This is a genomic window from Devosia sp. SL43 (assembly GCF_021729885.1).
Taxonomy (GTDB): domain Bacteria; phylum Pseudomonadota; class Alphaproteobacteria; order Rhizobiales; family Devosiaceae; genus Devosia.
This window is the reverse complement of record NZ_CP063401.1, coordinates 1227254-1243048: the sequence shown is the minus strand read 5'-3', so window position 1 is coordinate 1243048 and position 15795 is coordinate 1227254. Positions and strand designations below refer to the sequence as shown.

15 protein-coding genes are annotated in these 15795 nt (G+C 60.8%); 6 read left to right on the top strand and 9 right to left on the bottom strand.

The genetic code is table 11. From position 1 onward, the window contains the following. Nucleotides 1-429, top strand: a complete 429-nt coding sequence (locus IM737_RS06125) for an SH3 domain-containing protein (RefSeq protein WP_236899035.1) — start codon at nucleotides 1-3, stop codon at nucleotides 427-429. Here the strand turns inward: IM737_RS06125 and IM737_RS06120 are convergent. The 3 genes from IM737_RS06120 to IM737_RS06110 all read right to left on the bottom strand — a co-directional run bounded on the left by IM737_RS06120 (nucleotide 392) and on the right by IM737_RS06110 (nucleotide 7761). Continuing rightward, nucleotides 392-2896 carry a hypothetical protein gene (locus tag IM737_RS06120; RefSeq protein ID WP_236899034.1) on the bottom strand — a complete coding sequence of 835 codons (2505 nt, stop codon included), beginning with the start codon at nucleotides 2894-2896 and terminating at the stop codon, nucleotides 392-394. The genes IM737_RS06125 and IM737_RS06120 overlap by 38 nt on opposite strands. A 202-nt stretch (nucleotides 2897-3098) precedes the next feature. Beyond that, complete coding sequence (uvrB, locus tag IM737_RS06115) at nucleotides 3099-5618, bottom strand: excinuclease ABC subunit UvrB (protein WP_442874194.1); 2520 nt, start codon at nucleotides 5616-5618, stop codon at nucleotides 3099-3101. Between the two features lie 289 nt (nucleotides 5619-5907). Next, nucleotides 5908-7761, bottom strand: coding sequence for a sigma-54-dependent Fis family transcriptional regulator (locus IM737_RS06110; protein ID WP_236899033.1), 1854 nt, complete (start codon nucleotides 7759-7761; stop codon nucleotides 5908-5910). A 201-nt stretch (nucleotides 7762-7962) separates the two neighbouring features. On the opposite strand from IM737_RS06110, the gene adh reads away from it, so the two are divergent. Beyond that, nucleotides 7963-9483, top strand: a complete 1521-nt coding sequence (gene adh / locus IM737_RS06105) for an aldehyde dehydrogenase (protein WP_236899032.1) — start codon at nucleotides 7963-7965, stop codon at nucleotides 9481-9483. 136 nt (nucleotides 9484-9619) lie between these two features. Continuing rightward, on the top strand, nucleotides 9620-10057 hold the full coding sequence (locus IM737_RS06100) for a DUF779 domain-containing protein (protein ID WP_236899031.1): 438 nt from the start codon (nucleotides 9620-9622) through the stop codon (nucleotides 10055-10057). A 41-nt stretch (nucleotides 10058-10098) separates the two neighbouring features. Here IM737_RS06100 and IM737_RS06095 read toward each other — a convergent pair whose 3' ends face one another. The 3 genes from IM737_RS06095 to IM737_RS06085 all read right to left on the bottom strand — a co-directional run bounded on the left by IM737_RS06095 (nucleotide 10099) and on the right by IM737_RS06085 (nucleotide 11790). Then, nucleotides 10099-10887, bottom strand: coding sequence for an SDR family NAD(P)-dependent oxidoreductase (locus IM737_RS06095; RefSeq protein ID WP_236899030.1), 789 nt, complete (start codon nucleotides 10885-10887; stop codon nucleotides 10099-10101). 80 nt (nucleotides 10888-10967) lie between these two features. Further along, nucleotides 10968-11462 (bottom strand): SRPBCC family protein, encoded by a 495-nt coding sequence (locus tag IM737_RS06090; RefSeq protein ID WP_236899029.1) that lies wholly within the window; start codon nucleotides 11460-11462, stop codon nucleotides 10968-10970. After that, entirely contained in the window at nucleotides 11446-11790 is a 345-nt protein-coding gene (locus tag IM737_RS06085) for an ArsR/SmtB family transcription factor (protein ID WP_236899870.1), read from the bottom strand. The genes IM737_RS06090 and IM737_RS06085 overlap by 17 nt, the downstream gene beginning before the upstream one ends. A 187-nt stretch (nucleotides 11791-11977) precedes the next feature. Between IM737_RS06085 and IM737_RS06080 the strand changes: the two genes are divergently transcribed. Then, entirely contained in the window at nucleotides 11978-12361 is a 384-nt protein-coding gene (locus tag IM737_RS06080; protein WP_236899028.1) for a DoxX family protein, read from the top strand. Next, nucleotides 12358-12900 carry a GFA family protein gene (locus tag IM737_RS06075; RefSeq protein ID WP_236899027.1) on the top strand — a complete coding sequence of 181 codons (543 nt, stop codon included), beginning with the start codon at nucleotides 12358-12360 and terminating at the stop codon, nucleotides 12898-12900. The genes IM737_RS06080 and IM737_RS06075 overlap by 4 nt, the downstream gene beginning before the upstream one ends. Nucleotides 12901-12957: 57 nt before the next feature. On the opposite strand, the gene IM737_RS06070 is transcribed toward IM737_RS06075, so the two are convergent. Beyond that, the gene (locus tag IM737_RS06070) at nucleotides 12958-13341 is read right to left on the bottom strand and encodes a hypothetical protein (protein ID WP_236899026.1); all 384 of its coding nucleotides are present in this window, start codon (nucleotides 13339-13341) and stop codon (nucleotides 12958-12960) included. Between the two features lie 338 nt (nucleotides 13342-13679). Here IM737_RS06070 and IM737_RS06065 point away from each other — a divergent pair, with 338 nt between their 5' ends. Then, entirely contained in the window at nucleotides 13680-13892 is a 213-nt protein-coding gene (locus IM737_RS06065; RefSeq protein WP_236899025.1) for a cold-shock protein, read from the top strand. Nucleotides 13893-14043: 151 nt separating this feature from the next. On the opposite strand, the gene IM737_RS06060 is transcribed toward IM737_RS06065, so the two are convergent. Next, entirely contained in the window at nucleotides 14044-14682 is a 639-nt protein-coding gene (locus IM737_RS06060) for an SH3 domain-containing protein (RefSeq protein WP_236899024.1), read from the bottom strand. Nucleotides 14683-14843: 161 nt separating this feature from the next. Beyond that, entirely contained in the window at nucleotides 14844-15791 is a 948-nt protein-coding gene (locus tag IM737_RS06055; protein WP_236899023.1) for a hypothetical protein, read from the bottom strand. Between the last annotated feature and the right edge of the window lie 4 nt (nucleotides 15792-15795).

The window sequence follows — 15795 nt, the reverse complement described above, 5'->3', positions numbered from 1 at the left end:
ATGCGCAAGCGATATTGGGTGGTGCTGGCGTTTCTGGCGCTGGCCGGGTTGGGCAATCTGATCGGCGGGACGGATATGCCTGGGCAGGCCGCTGTCGATCCGGCAGGCGGGTCGGGCGTGGTGCGAGCGGAGGTGCCGGCGGTGCTGCGCTTCGATGCGACAATGTATGTTTCGGCCAGCAGTCTCAACCTGAGGGAGGTGCCGAGTACGGGTGGGAGCGTGCTGACCAGTCTGCCGCGCAACACCAGGGTGCGGGGAGGCGGCTGGGTTCTGGTCTCGGCGCAGGTGCAGGGCAGTAAGGCCTTAGGACTGATGGCCGGTAGGAGCCGTCTTGCGGCGTTGCTCATCCTCGTCAATGCCGCTCCAGCTGAGACCGACATTAGCTCCAGATTTAGTGTGATGGCCTCGTCTTCTTCGCGCGCCTTTTAGCTTGGCGCTTAGCACTACCAACCACTTTTTGTCGCTCTGCTGAGAACGTTTCTTGGGACTTGCTCGAGAACATTTCCTGCTCGGGCATACCCAAGCTAAACAGTTCGCGCTCACGTGCTTCTTCAGTTCGCAAATAGTCCAGAAAGCGGCCGACGCGGTCTACTCTGATTTTCACGCGCTCTGTACGTTCGTTTCTAATAAATAGACTGTATTCCTCCTTGGCAGCTTCGCTTAAGTAGTTACTCACCTCCTCGCTGAAGATGCCGCACTCCGTGCAGACCAAGTCCAAATAAGTAAAATTGTACGCCAATTCGTTAAACATATAGAGGCCGTAGTTGGTAATTTTTACACTATCTACGTTCTCGTCATAGTAATCAATTCTGTTGTTTGCCTCGATGAAGCCGTGCTTCAAAAGCATGTCTAGATTTTTTGTTAGGTCCTCTGCCATGTTGAAGGTCTCAACGAAGTAGGCCTTCAACGCTGCGACACTTGCATAAGATGGCGATGATCCCTCAAAATTCTTTGCCAATTTTCTCAAAATGCGAAGGGCAGTAAAGTGGGAGCCGTTCCTGTTGTGCCGGATCTGGTAGACATTGGGTATCGAGCTTTGCAACTCATCATAGAAGTATCTGGTTGGCGTCATGACAGGTTTTACGACCTGATGTGTTTGAAACTTCCAAGCACCTTCCGCCAGCATCTCCTCTACGTTGGTATAGCCAGACAAGACGAAATCTCGAAACAAGTCCAAGGACAGCCGTATGTCACCCTGAGCGCAAGCAGTGAGAAAGTGGCTTAGCGGGGATTTTTCGCCGGCAAATTCAGCGGACAAAATTCGCATGTATTTCGCGCAGTCGGCGGTAATGTTCCTATCCGATCCAGCGCTTAGTTCGCCCCATCGGGCCGGATCCTGCGCGATACCAATTGCGTACTCCAGCCGTCGGCGGAAGACCGTCGCGGGCCGTGGAGAGCTTATGTGAAAGCCCGCATTCTGAAACGCGTCTAGAACCCCGTGAATTTTTGAGTTATAAAAACGTTCCTCTCTCATTGTTATTACTGTTACGCACTCAAACTCATTTGCTATCTCTTGAGCGGATGTGAAGCAAAAATCTTGGTTTGCTCCGGAATACTGGTCGGTATTGTCGATGACGACGATTAGGCCTCGTCCTTGTTGCCGCCAATATTCTAGAAGTCTTTTTGCGCAGTACTTCTTGTCAGCTTTCCAAGCAGCAACTAACTCATTGAGTTTTACGTTGTAGGTCTCTGATGTCTTGGATAAACCTGACAACTCTTGTTTTGTTGCGACCGAGAAACGATCGGCGAACAAATCCCGGAGCAGGTGTTGGCGCTCCCCCTCGAGAAAATTTTCAATGTCTAGGCTTTCGACGAGGCCATCCCAGATGGCATCGCGAATAACCGAGGTGCTTTCAGGGACCTTTAGCAAATCAATTAGAGCGACGACTGAATGATCTTTTAGCCACTTGGGAGGTTGGTGATGTAGCAATCTCTTTAGGAAAGTAGACTTCCCAGCCCCTTTTCCTCCAAATAGGACGAGTACTTCTCCTCGTCGGCCGTGCTTTATGTTTTTCGTAAGTCGCCCACCTATCTGACCGCCTTTACCGGTATCTTCAAGTTGTGAGACGCCGAAAGATCTAAAGTATGGGCTCAGGGAGTCCTGCAGATGCGTCCTCATTCCCACAATTGCGGGCCTGTATTCGCGCTCTCCAACGTAACATCGGTTCATGAAATCGGGGTCGTCGTCGCCGATAACCCCGAAGAACCTATTTACTACGGGCCTAAGGGCACCTGCTAAGCGGTTTGCGGTTATCTGATGCGAGTAAGCTGCTATGCCGTCCTTAGGATAAAAGATGCTACGATCTTTAGGAGTCGCGGACTGTAGCAGTTGAACGAGCGAAAATTTGTCTGAAACAGCGGTAAACGATAGCGAGTTGTACGCTTCTGTATAGTCATCCCAGAAATAAGCTGGCGATCGAACAACGAATGCTTGCAAAGCGTCCCATCGACGCCCCTTGTCAAACACTTTAAATATTATCCATTCATGTCCGTTCGTCACGGCCCCAAATTCTGCGCCAATATCAATGCAGTACTGCCTGACCTGGGTTACTGCTGCCTTGATGGGCGCGTCGCTAAGTAGTTTGGCGAGCGATACATACCCACTAGTCTTTTCGACCTTTTCAATCGGCAGAGTGAAGTACACGCCTTCGCGCTTTGCTTCCACGACCAATATTGGATCGCCAGACAACCGTTTAAGTATGTAGTCTGCGTAGCCTGGGCTTATGTTCTCCTCGACCGAGACCCGATTTTTGGGCCATGCAAGCAACTGATGAAGGACAACATTTATTATTTTGTGGCGTGTCTCCGCCTCATTACGATCCCGATTTGTTGCCGTGAGCCCCTTTAGTTCTTCGATTTCGTCTGCCAATAGCACCTGCTGAACACCGTCGCCCACGCTATTCCTCCCGAATCGATTGGCCATCGTACCTCGCGGCCTTGTTCTACCAAAGTCGCCAACTTCTCTGGTTAGATCTACGGGTTGGTGTCCTGTAACGAAGCCGTTCGAGCATAGCCCTCGTAGCCTTCTTGCCTAAAATCGCTCCATTGGAGCGATTTTGCCTTCTGCCGGGTCGAAGTCTCGAAATTCTAGAAAGGCGCTACGAGACCTCCCCCGATAGGGTATCGAGTTCCATCTCCCGCAGCCGCTTGACCTCGTCGCGCAACCTCGCGGCCTTCTCGAACTCGAGGTTCGTCGCCGCTTCGCGCATCTGGGCCTCCATGTCCTTGATGACGGCGGCCAAATTCGCGCCGACCTGGACCTGTTCCTTGCCGTCCTTGCCCTTACCAATACTGATCGTGACGTGGTCCTGTTCGTACACACTATCCACGATGTCGTGGATGTTGGAGCGGACGGATTGGGGGGTGATGCCGTTGGCTTCATTGTAGGCCGTCTGCTTTTCGCGGCGGCGGTTGGTTTCGGCCATGGCGCGTTCCATGGAGCCGGTGATGCGATCGGCATAGAGGACGACCTTGCCGTCGACGTTGCGGGCGGCGCGGCCGATGGTCTGGATCAGCGATGTCTCCGAGCGCAGGAAGCCTTCCTTGTCGGCGTCGAGGATGGCGACGAGGCCGCATTCGGGGATGTCGAGGCCTTCGCGCAGCAGGTTGATGCCGACGAGGACGTCGAAGGCGCCCAGGCGCAGGTCGCGGATGATTTCGATGCGCTCGATGGTGTCGACGTCGGAGTGCATGTAGCGGACGCGGATGCCCTGTTCGTGCAGGTATTCGGTGAGGTCCTCGGCCATTTTCTTGGTGAGGACGGTGAGGAGGGTGCGGTAGCCCTTTTTGTTGGTCTGGCGGATTTCGTCGACCACGTCATCAACCTGGGCCTTGGCGGGGCGGATTTCCACCGGGGGATCGATCAGCCCGGTGGGGCGGATGACCTGTTCGGCGAAGACGCCGCCGGTCTGGTCCATTTCCCAGGAGCCGGGGGTGGCGGACACGTAGACCGATTGCGGGCGCATGGCGTTCCACTCCTCGAAGCGGAGGGGGCGGTTGTCCATGCAGGAGGGGAGGCGGAAGCCGTATTCCGCCAGGGTCGCCTTGCGGCGCAGGTCGCCGCGATACATGGCGCCGAGCTGGCCGATGGTGACGTGGCTTTCGTCGACGAAGACCAGGGCATTGTCGGGCAGGTATTCGAACAGAGTCGGCGGCGGCTCGCCGGGGCGGCGGCCGGAGAAGTAGCGGGAATAGTTCTCGATGCCGGCGCAGGAGCCGGTGGCTTCCATCATTTCGAGATCGAACAGCGTGCGCTGTTCGAGGCGCTGGGCTTCGAGGAAGCGGCCGGCGCCATTGAGCTCCTGCAGGCGGGCGGCGAGCTCGGCGCGGATCAGCTTGATGGCCTGGTTCATCGTGGTGCGCGGCGTCACGTGGTGGGAATTGGCGAAGACGCGGATGAAGGTGAGGTCGGCGGATTTCTTGCCGGTGAGAGGATCGAATTCGGTTATGGATTCGATCTCGTTGCCGAAGAGGGAGACGCGCCAGGCGGCGGCTTCGTAGTGGGCGGGGAAGATTTCGACGGTATCGCCGCGTACGCGAAAAGTGCCGCGGACGAAGCCGGTGTCGCCGCGCTTGTATTGCAGGGCCACCAGCTTGGCGAGCAGCTCGCGCTGGTCGATCTTCTGGCCCTTCTGCACGTCGATGGTCATGGCGGTGTAGTCTTCCACCGAGCCGATGCCGTAGATGCAGGAGACGGAGGCGACGATGATGACGTCGTCGCGCTCGAGGATCGCCCGCGTCGCCGAGTGGCGCATGCGGTCGATCTGCTCGTTGATGGTGGATTCCTTCTCGATATAGGTATCGGTGCGCGGGACGTAGGCCTCGGGCTGGTAGTAGTCGTAGTAGGAGACGAAGTATTCGACCGCGTTGTCGGGGAAGAAGGACTTGAACTCGCCATAGAGCTGGGCGGCGAGGGTTTTGTTGGGGGCGAGGATGAGGGCCGGGCGGTTGGTGCCCGCGATCACCTGCGCGGCGGTGAAGGTCTTGCCCGAGCCGGTGACACCGAGCAGGACCTGGTCGCTTTCGCCGTTGTTGATGCCCTCGATGAGCTCGGCGATGGCGGTGGGCTGGTCGCCGGCGGGCTTGTAGTCGGTCTGCATGCGGAAGGGGCGGGCGGGGCCGCGCTTTTCGAGCAGGTTCGATGCCTTGTGCGGCACCCAGGGGGAGGAGCCTTCCACCTCCTTGCGGCCATGCAGGATGATCTGTTCGAGGGCTTTCACCGTGGCGGTGACGCCGACGGTGGTGGCATCCTCGACGGTTTTGGATGAGCCGGATTTGGAGCGGGCGCTGGCGAGGGCGTCGCGCAGCTTGCCCATGGTTTCGGGATCGGCCGCAGCGGCGCGGGAGATCTCGCGGGCGGACGGCTTGTGGTTGAAGCCGGCCTGTTCGGTTTCGCCGAAGCCGAAATCGATGCGGTCGACGGAGTTGATCTTGGTTTTGTTGGTCTTGGCCGACATGCCGGTGGCGGTGTCGTTGTTGGATTTGGTCGAGCGGCGCTTTTCGAGCGCGGTCTTCTTCTTGGCGGCATCAGCCAGCGCCTTGGCGGCATCGGCTTCGGCCTGGGCGGCAGCGGCGGCGAGAGCCTGGTCGGCACGGTCGAGGGCGCGCTTGTTCTTCATGCGCTCGGCATAAAGCGGCTTGGACGCGGCGATATCCTCGGCCTTCTCGATCTCGCCGAGGAAATCGTCGATGGAAAAATCGGCTTTGCCGGGACGTGCGGACTTGTCGGCCATGAAGTGCTCGCGGGGTTCGGAATGCGACTCAGATGGGGAACGAGGCGCGGTTATGCAGTGTTCCGCCGAGCTTATCGGGGATTGAACGGAGAGGGAACGGGGGCTGCTGACAGGGGGAGTCAGTAACGGAGCTGGTAGCCCGGCCAACACGCGAACATCAAACCAAAGGACGGCGTCAGTGGGTGTCCGATTGCTTCCAGACCAGTCGGCGGTAGAGCGTGGAGCGATCGATGTTCAGGGCGCGCGCCGCGGCAGAGATGTTGCCCTGATGCTGGCTAACGGCGCGTCGCATAGTGGCTTCTGTGATGGAGCCGAGGTCGCCTTGATAGATTATCGGGCTGGGCGAGGCGCTCGTGGGGTCCTGCGGCAGGTCCGCCAGGGCGATCGGGATGCCCGGTTCTGCAAGCGCGGCGAGCGCGCGGAGGGTGCCCGCGAGCTCACGGAAATTGCCCGGCCAGCGACGGGCGGCGAGATTGGCGAGGACGGCTTGAGGCAGCGGTCCGCTATTGGCGGGCGCGTAACGGGACCAGAGGTTGGCAACAACCGCCTCCCGATCCGGCAACTCGGACAGGCTGGGCAGCGCGATGGTGTATTGCGCGACGCGGAAGTAGAGGTCGGCCCGGAAGGTGCCAGCCTCCACCATCGCCTTAAGGTCGCGATTGGTCGCACAGATCGGCATGAAGTCTGTCTTGTGCGGCGTACCACCGCCGAGAGGCGCGACTTCCTTGTCCTGCAAGACGCGGAGCAGGCGCGACTGGAGCAGCAGCGGCATGTCGCCGATCTCGTCGAGGAAGAGAATGCCGCCTTCTGCCTGCTGCACCAGGCCCTTGGCGCCAGACTTGCGAGCGCCGGTAAACGCGCCGGCCTCGTAGCCGAAGAGCTCGGACTCGATCAGACTTTCCGGCAGGGCAGCGCAATTGATGGCGATGAAGGGCTTGCCTGCCCGGGATGTCAGACCGGCCAGGTGTCGTGCGAAGACCTCTTTGCCGGCGCCAGTTTCGCCAGTAATCAGCAGGGGGACCTCGGCGTTGACAAGCCGGATGGCCCTGGCGAGATCGGCCAGGGTTTGTCGCGTGAAGACCGGACCTGACTTCGCCGGGCTGACCTGGCGCGGCAGGGTGCCGGTTACGCGAGGGACGGTTGCGCGGGGTTGCGACAAGCTCGCGAAATAGCGCTCGCCATTGCGGCCGCGCAATTCGCCGCTACCACTGCCGAGGCCGGACGCTTCGAAGATTTCCTCGCGCGTGGCTTTGCGCAAAGCCTTGCGGTCAAGACCGGCAAAATGCAGAGCCCGCCGGTTGCCTGCGACCAACTGGTCACCGTTGAAGACGAGAATACCTTCGCGCGCCGTGCCAACCAGATCGGCATTGCGATGGAAGCGGACCACGGTCATGTCGTCGAAGCGACCCGAGAAGAAGCGGTGCTCAATCTGTTCGACGGCAAGGCGAATAAGTCCCATGGCGTGGGTGTGTTGCGCGGAGGCATGGCCAGACATGTCGAGCACGCCGGCCAGCTTGCCGTAAGGATCGAAAATTGGGCTGGCGGCGCAGTGAAGGATGCCGTGGGGGACGAAGAAGTGTTCACCGCCATGCACTTCGATGGCCCGGCGTTCGGCGAGAGCCGTGCCGATGGCATTGGTGCCGGTGGAGTCTTCCGCCCACCGAACGCCAGGCCGGAGAGATACGGCTGCGGCCTGGCCGGCGAATTCGGGGCTGCCGGCCGTATCGAGGACAAGGCCCTTTGCGTCGGTGAGGATGACGACGCTGTCGGTCAGCTTGGCTTCGATGCGCAAAGAGACCAGTTCGGAGCGAGACAGCAGGCGGAGGGTTTCGTTCTGTTCGTGCAGGGCGCGAAGCTCGGCAGCGGTCATCGGTTCGGCATGGATGGAACTGCCGGCATCGAGACCCTGATCGGCACAGCGCTGCCACGAGCGCAGGATGGGCGCCGGAACGAGTCCGTCGGGCAACGTATGTCCCGAGAAGAATTTTTCTCGGGCAGCGGCCAGCGCCACTTCGGATGCAATGTTCATCTCTGCGTTCCTCCCAGTTGTGGCAGTTTGCAACAGGTGTTGCGCCGGCCATCGCTTCTGGTTGTGGCAAAGTGTTGCATCCAATTTTCCAATCCGTCCAGCACAATACGGATCACGAAAACTTCGCGTTCTGCTTCAGGTACTTGGCCGTTTCTGGCATGGGCGTTGCAATGGGCATGGTATCCAAAAAGGGAGGATGCCATGAACAAACCGGAATTCGTCGGCCAACGGACCAAGTCTCCGTACAAGGCCAAGTATGGCAATTACATCGGGGGTGAGTGGGTCGACGCCGTCGATGGCGAGACCTTCGAAAACACCTCGCCTGTGACCGGCCAGGTCATTTGCGAGGTCGCCCGCTCCAAAGCGGCCGATGTGGAAAAAGCGCTCGACGCGGCGCACAAGGCCGCGCCGGCCTGGGGCAAGACCTCGGTCGCCCAGCGCGCCGTGATGCTCAACCGCATCGCCGATCGCATGGAAGAGCATCTCGACGAAATCGCCCTGGCCGAAACCTGGGACAACGGCAAGCCGATCCGCGAGACGACCGCTGCCGATATTCCACTCGCCATCGACCATTTCCGTTATTTCGCCGGCGCCATCCGCGCCCAGGAAGGCGGCATTTCCGAGATCGACAACGACACTGTGGCCTACCACTTCCACGAGCCGCTCGGCGTTGTCGGCCAGATCATCCCGTGGAACTTCCCCATCCTGATGGCTGTCTGGAAGCTGGCCCCGGCGCTTGCTGCCGGCAATGCCGTCGTGCTCAAGCCAGCGGAACAGACCCCCGCTTCGATCCTCTACCTGATGGAACTGATCGAAGACATTCTGCCGCCTGGCGTGCTCAACATCGTCAATGGTTTCGGCCTCGAAGCCGGCAAGCCGCTGGCTTCGTCCAACCGCATCGCCAAGATCGCCTTCACAGGCGAAACCACAACCGGCCGGCTGATCATGCAATATGCCAGCCAGAACCTCATCCCGGTCACCCTCGAACTCGGCGGCAAGTCGCCCAACATCTTCTTTGCCGACGTGCTGGCCGAAGATGACGACTTCTTCGACAAGGCGCTGGAAGGCTTTGCCATGTTCGCCCTCAACCAGGGCGAGGTCTGCACGTGCCCCAGCCGTGCGCTGATCCAGGAGAGCGTCTATGACCGCTTCATGGAACGGGCCATCAAACGCGTCGAGGCCATCAAGCAGGGTTCACCTTTTGAGATGAGCACCATGATCGGGGCGCAGGCATCCTCGGAGCAGCTCGAGAAGATTCTCAGCTACCTCGATATCGGCAAGCAGGAAGGCGCCAAGGTTCTGACCGGCGGCGAGCGCAACAATCTCGAAGGCGAACTGGCCGGTGGCTATTACGTCAAACCGACCGTCTTTGCCGGCAACAACAAGATGCGCATCTTCCAGGAGGAGATCTTCGGGCCGGTTGTATCGGTCACCACCTTCAAGGACGATGCCGAAGCGCTCGAGATTGCCAATGACACGCTCTATGGCCTGGGCGCCGGGGTGTGGACGCGCGACGCCAACCGGGCCTACCGTTTCGGCCGGGGCATCCAGGCCGGCCGCGTCTGGACCAATTGCTATCACGCCTATCCGGCTCATGCGGCCTTCGGCGGCTACAAGCAATCCGGCATTGGTCGCGAAAACCACCGCATGATGCTCGATCATTACCAGCAGACCAAGAACATGCTGGTGTCCTACTCCCCCAAGAAGCTGGGCTTCTTCTAGGCCCGGTTGTCGACGCCAGGTGGGGGCGATTCATAGCGCCCTCGCCATATCAGTTCATTCCGGCGGGTCGACCGACCTCCACCCCACCTCTCCCCAAGGCGGCGGCTTGCCGGAATGACCTCTATGGGAGGACTGCATGACCGACTATATCGAACGCGTGACCGCCACCCCGGCGGCGCTCGACCTGCTCGCGCAGATCGAAAAACGCCACGGCAAGGTGATGTTTCACCAGTCTGGTGGCTGCTGCGATGGTTCCTCGCCCATGTGCTACCCCGTCGGCGAGTTCCAGATTGGCGACCGCGACATCAAGATGGGAGTCATCGGTGGCGCACCCTTCTACATGTCGCCTAGCCAGTTCGAATACTGGCAGCATACCCAACTCATCATCGACGCCATACCTGGCCGGGGCGGCATGTTCAGCCTCGACAACGGCACTGAGCGCCGCTTTCTGACCCGCTCCCGGGTCTTCACCGATGAGGAACATGCGCGACGCATGCCGATCGGGGTGTCAAGCGACGGCTTGCCCGACCAGGTCGGCTTCCCGACCGGGCAGCGGCGCGACGTTACACTATGACTTTGTGCTAGCCGGCGAGCGCATCGCGCGGCTGTCGACGGCTAGTCACCGTCCATGACCGAGCCGCAGGTCAGGTTGAGGATGGCGCCGGATATGGCGCTTGATCGATCGGAGGCGGCGAGGGCTGCGCCATTGGCCAGTTCCGCCAGGCTGGTGGTGCGGCCCAGTATGGTGCCTGCGGTCATGTAGGTCTTGAAGTCCCTGAACATTTCGGCGTGTTCGGAATCCATGGGCCAGAGCTCGGTAATGGCTTCGGAGCGCAGGCAGACGACGCGGATGCCATGTGGGCCGAGTTCGGCGGCGAGTGTGCGCGACAGGGCCTCGATGGTGGAGCAGGCGACGCCGAAGCCGCCGGTGGAGTGCTTCATCTGATCGCGGCCCGACAGATGCGCGCCGGTTGACGACAGGGTCAGAATGACGCCCGAGCGCTGCTTGACCATGTGACGGGCAGCGGCAAGGGCCGTCAGCAGATGCGTGCGGGCGCCGGTCAGGATCGGTGTGAGGACATCCTCGGTCGGCATATCGATCAACCGGGTGCCCTGCAGGTCGCCGCGAATGGATATGGCATTGAAGGTGATGTCGATACGACCGGCCTTGGTCACCACGGCGTCGGCATGGGCGCGGGCCTGGGCTTCGTCGAGGGCGTCGACCTCGGCCGCCTCGGCGTTGCCTCCGGCAACGTTGATTTCGTCGGCAACGGCCTGGACCTTGGACAAGGTTCGGCCAGCAAGAAACAGCCGGGCGCCATCACGGGCAAACTGGCGGGCAGTGGCGCCGCCCAACTGGCCGCCGGCACCATGAATGATGGCAATTTTGTTTTCGAGCAGCATGAAATACTCCTTGTTTCGGGCAATAAGAATTCGGCCCGGCAGAGGGCTGCCGGCGAGGCTGGTTGGTGATGGCAGTGCGATCAGGTCAACTGGTCGAGTTGAATTCCTTTGGCCAAGGCCGCGGCATAAATCGCTTCCTTGTTGAACAGGGAATTCCAGCCGCCGACATGACTGTCGCGGGATTCGACGGTCTGGAAGGGAGCCTGGTGAAAATGCTGCGTGGTACGGCCGTCACGCTCTTCGAAGGTGACCTCGACTGTCTTGGTCGCCAGGTCCTCGCCGGAGCCCTGTTCCCAGGCGAACGAGAAGGCGAGGCGCCGCTCGGGCTCGATGGCGGTGAAGCGGCCGCTGGACCAGCTTTTGGGGAACATGGCGGAGGTCATGCCGATGCGCCAGGCGCCGCCCACGCGAAAATCCAGATCCAGATCGGTGACGGTGAAGCCTTCGGGACCCCACCAGCGGATCATGTGCTCGCGGCTCGCCCACATGCGCCAGACTACGCCGAGCGGAGCATCGAAGGTTCTGGTGATCAGCAGTTCATCATCGGCGATCCTGGCGCTAGTTCTTGCTGGCATTGCCATCTCCCTCGGTCAGTTCAGCCAGGTACGCTTCCATCTTGTCGAAGCCGCCTTCCCAGAAGGCGCGATAGCTGGACAGCCAGCCATCGAGGTCCCTAAGCGGCGCTGTATCGAGTTTGCAGGGCCGGAACTGCGCCCGCTGGCCGCGGGTAATCAGCCCGGCACCCTCGAGAACCTTAAGGTGCCGAGAGACCGCCTGGAGCGACATATCGAATGGCGCGGCGAGTTCGTTGACGGAGGCCTCGCCCTCGGCGAGCCGCGCAAGGAGCGCTCGGCGCGTTGGGTCTGCCAGGGCCGACAGGGTCGTCGAGAGCACGTCCTGCATGGTATTAAACAACTTTGTTAATCAACATATTCGTTGAATACAAAACGAGGGGACGCGTGTCAATATCGACTTCGTTTGCCCGGACGCCTGGGGCAGAAGAGATTCTTGCTGCACCTGTCGAAGCGGCACCGACCAGATCGTCGTCATGGTAGAGGGCGGCGTGGTGCTGTCAGTTTGGGAGAGACAAATGAAGCTTGCAGGTTGGATACTCAGTGCGCTGATCGGGCTGTTCCTGGCCATTGCTTCGGCGGCGCCGAAGTTCATGGGGATTGCGGCGGCGACCGATGCGATGGCGGTGGTGGGCTGGCCGATCAAGTATCTGGCGCTGATTGGCTGTATCGAGGTGGGCTGTGTGGTGCTGTTTCTCATTCCGCGCACGGCGCTGCTTGGGGCGGTGCTGACCACGGGGCTCTTGGGTGGGTCGCTGGCGGCGAACCTGCGGGTGGATAACCCGCTGTTCAGCCATACGCTGTTCTCGATCTATCTCGGCGTGGCCGTGTGGGTGGCGCTGTGGTTGCGCGAGGAGAAGGTGCGGGCGGTGTTTCCGTTCGTGCGGGGAGCGCGGTCGTGACGGTGGCGACAACGGAATTGCGCTGCAACTGCGGGCAGGTGCGTATCGCAGCGGAGGGAAAGCCGTTCATTGCGGCGGAGTGCTACTGCAACAGCTGTCGGGCTGCGGCGCAGCGGATGGCGGCTCTGCCAGGGGCGCCTGCGGTGACCAATGCGATGGGTGGCACGCCCTATGTGCTGTATCGCAAGGACCGGCTGCGCTTCGTGGCCGGTCAGGACAAGCTGCGGGCGTTTCGCCTCAAGCCTGACGCGCCGACGCGTCGGGCGATCGCGACCTGCTGCAATACGCCGGTGTTTGCGGAGTTCCAGTCCGGCCATTGGCTGAGCCTCTACTCCGGACTGTGGCCCGACGGAGCGGCGCCTGCGCCGGAGGTCCGCACGCAGACGGGACACCTGTCGGTGGAGCAGCGGCCTGATAACAGCGTGCCCGCGGGCGCTTGGTCGACTGCGCGATTCTATGGGCGATTGCTGCGGGTCTGGATCGCCATGGGCTTTAGAGTGCCCAAGGTCGATGTGCCTGGGCCGGAGCTGACGATCTAGCGATGGCAGCGGCGATGCGGGCAGGGGCGCTGCCCGCATCGCGGGTCGTGTTGGCTGTCAGGCGGTGCGGGCGGACGACGGCATCCAGACGATCCAGGCAAAGATCAGGACGCCGGCGAAAGTCACCAGCGAGCTGGCGGCAACGACGGGCTCGAGAGCGACATTGCCCTTGAGCAGCAGATAGAGCGAAATGCCCATGACGACGACGCCCAGGGTGTAGAGCCAGTATTGAACCAGCGGCAGCAAGCCCTCGGACTTGGCCGGGTTCAGGGCGTAGTAGCCGCCGAAGATGGCCGATGTGACCCAGCCGAGCAGGTTGATATGGGCGTGGGCGCCGATGACGTCGTGGCTCTGCGATACCGACATGTGAATGCCGATGGCGATACCGGCGATCAGGAACAGGATGGCGCTCCTAAAAAAGTAGGTCGAGATATTTAGCATGATTTTCCCCTCAAAGCCGGTCGGCGGCTTCCCTCAACGGAATCGACCCGGCGACGCAGAATATGCTTCTGCCGAAACCCTTGGAAGAGCGGGATTTCCGGCCTAATGAAGGGGAATCGCGCGCGCAGATCTGCGCCGCCAATGCGGGTAAGGCCTTGCCAAGACCTCACTTTTCTGCGACAAACCGCGCTGCGTTTTCAGCCTAAGTCGGCTGCCTGATGCCGGTTCGCCGGTATTGGCTCCTGCTCTCTCGTGCAAACGTGCTTTCCGGCCGGCATGTTGCCACCGGGTAACTGCTCGTCCGCATGCGACACGAGCCTACTATCAGGATACAAACCATGGCGACCATCACTGGCACCGTTAAGTTCTTCAACACCACCAAGGGCTTCGGCTTCATTTCCCCCGAAGATGGTGGCAAGGACGCATTCGTTCACATCTCCGCCGTTCAGCGTTCGGGCCTGCAGGGCCTGTATGAGAACGACAAGGTGACCTACGAGCTCGAAACCGGCCGTGACGGCAAGGTTTCGGCCACGAACCTGACCCTGCTCTAGTTTCTGAACAGTCTGGCGCACGGCCATCCGCAAGGGTGGCTGAGCGCTCAAAGGCCGCCGTGATGTTGAAAACACGGCGGCCTTTGCTTTGTCCGGACAATGAAAAACGCCGCCCCGAGGCGCGGCGTTTTCATTTGGTGCCGAGGCCAGATCAGAAAGCCTGGAAGCTCGAGATGGCGTTGTTGTACGAACCGAGCGAGGACTTGTCGTTCGAGATCGTGGTGCAGGACCCGCCATACCAGGTGTTCTTGCAGACGGTGACCTGAGCGCCGCCATCGACGGTGATCGAGGAGATCGAGTTATCCCAACCGCCGGGCAGGCTCGGATCGCTGTCGCCGGGCGACACGCAATACTGGGCGCCAGAGAAGTTGTTGCCCTTGAAGAAGCAGACTTCGGCAGCAACCGGGATAGGGGCCGGCAGCGGGCCGTTGCCGATGCCGAAGGAGATGGATGGGCCGCCAGGTCCGACGGTGACGCCGAAGTTGAACGGGATGTCGTCGTTGGCTGGGGGCTGTGGCTGCGGCTGGGCGTTGGCGGGCTGCAGATAGTTGGCGGAAACCCAACCGTCGGTGCCCGAATTGCGATCGACGAAGCACCAGGAACCCTGACACTGTTTGACGTCGACATATTCGCCGGCGCTGAGTGCGCCAACCTTGGCATAACCCGTGCCGGGACCGGTACGGACGTTGACGGCACCGGTGGCCACGCCCGGCTGGGCGAAGGCGGCGGCGGTGGACAGAAGGACGATGGCGGCGCTTGCGGAAGCAAGAACGATGGTCTTGATGGTCATTTCTATAAACCCTCAGTTGTATTTTTCAGTGAGCGTGTGCTCCCCTGTTCTGAGGCCAAATAGACAGTATTGCGGCTGAACCTGCTGTGAATGCCGCATTTAGGACATGAAAGTGAACAGCCCCGTCCGCGCAGGCCTGACGGGCCGCTAATATGAACAAGTCAGCGTTTGGCAGCGACACCCGTGACGCAAGCGGTGCCGAAAAGGCCGAGGGCCAGCAGGCTGGTAGCAATGGCAATCGGCCAATTGGTCTCGACACCACCAAGAGTGCTCCAACCGAGCGAAGCCAGCATTGCGGTAAGTACCGGGACAAGCAGGAAGAGCCAATGGCGCCAGCGCGCCGACATCGGCGTGGTGCCCAGGTCGATGTCGCGGGAATTGCGTCGCCGGCGCAGCAGCCACAACGTTACAACGACGAGCAGCGGGACCGACAGCCGCCGCCAGTCCGGAGCGTCGAGCAGCTGCAACACCCATAGAGCTGAAAACAACCCGCCGACGGAGATGATTTCCCACCTGGTGAAGACAAGCCGCGATGGCTGTGCGTCGAGCAGCAGGTTGGCGAGCGGCACGCACAGGCCCAGGCCAATCAGATAGAGCGCTACCGTCATGGGTTGTGGCAGATCCGGCCGCTCGATCGGCCAGTATTGGGCCCAGAGACCGAAGAAAAGGCCAAGGCCGAGCAGGAAGAGCAGTTGGCGTGGCAAGCTCCAGTTGACACTGCTGCGCACGCCCAGGCCGACAAGCAGGACGGTGAGCAGCGCATGCCACGACATGCCGGTGAAAACGAGCGTATAGGGGAAGACGTCGTAGACGGTCTGGACCACCACGCCTTCGATCAGCCAGCCGTAGATGCAGCCGGCGAGAAATACCGCCAGCCAGCCACGGGCGCCGGTTGCCGCCATGGCCATCAGTGCGGCGGCGCTGACCAGCGCATAGGCAAGCCAAGTCTGGGCCAACTCGCCTGCCAGCACCGGGCTCGGGGGCGCCGACCAAAACAGCATTTCCGAGCCATACATGCCGATGGCGCCCAGCATGGCGATGGACAGCCAACGCTGCCCCAGTCCAATCAGGCGATTGCCAATCGCGGGGGCCGCGGCGGAACCCGCCATCGCA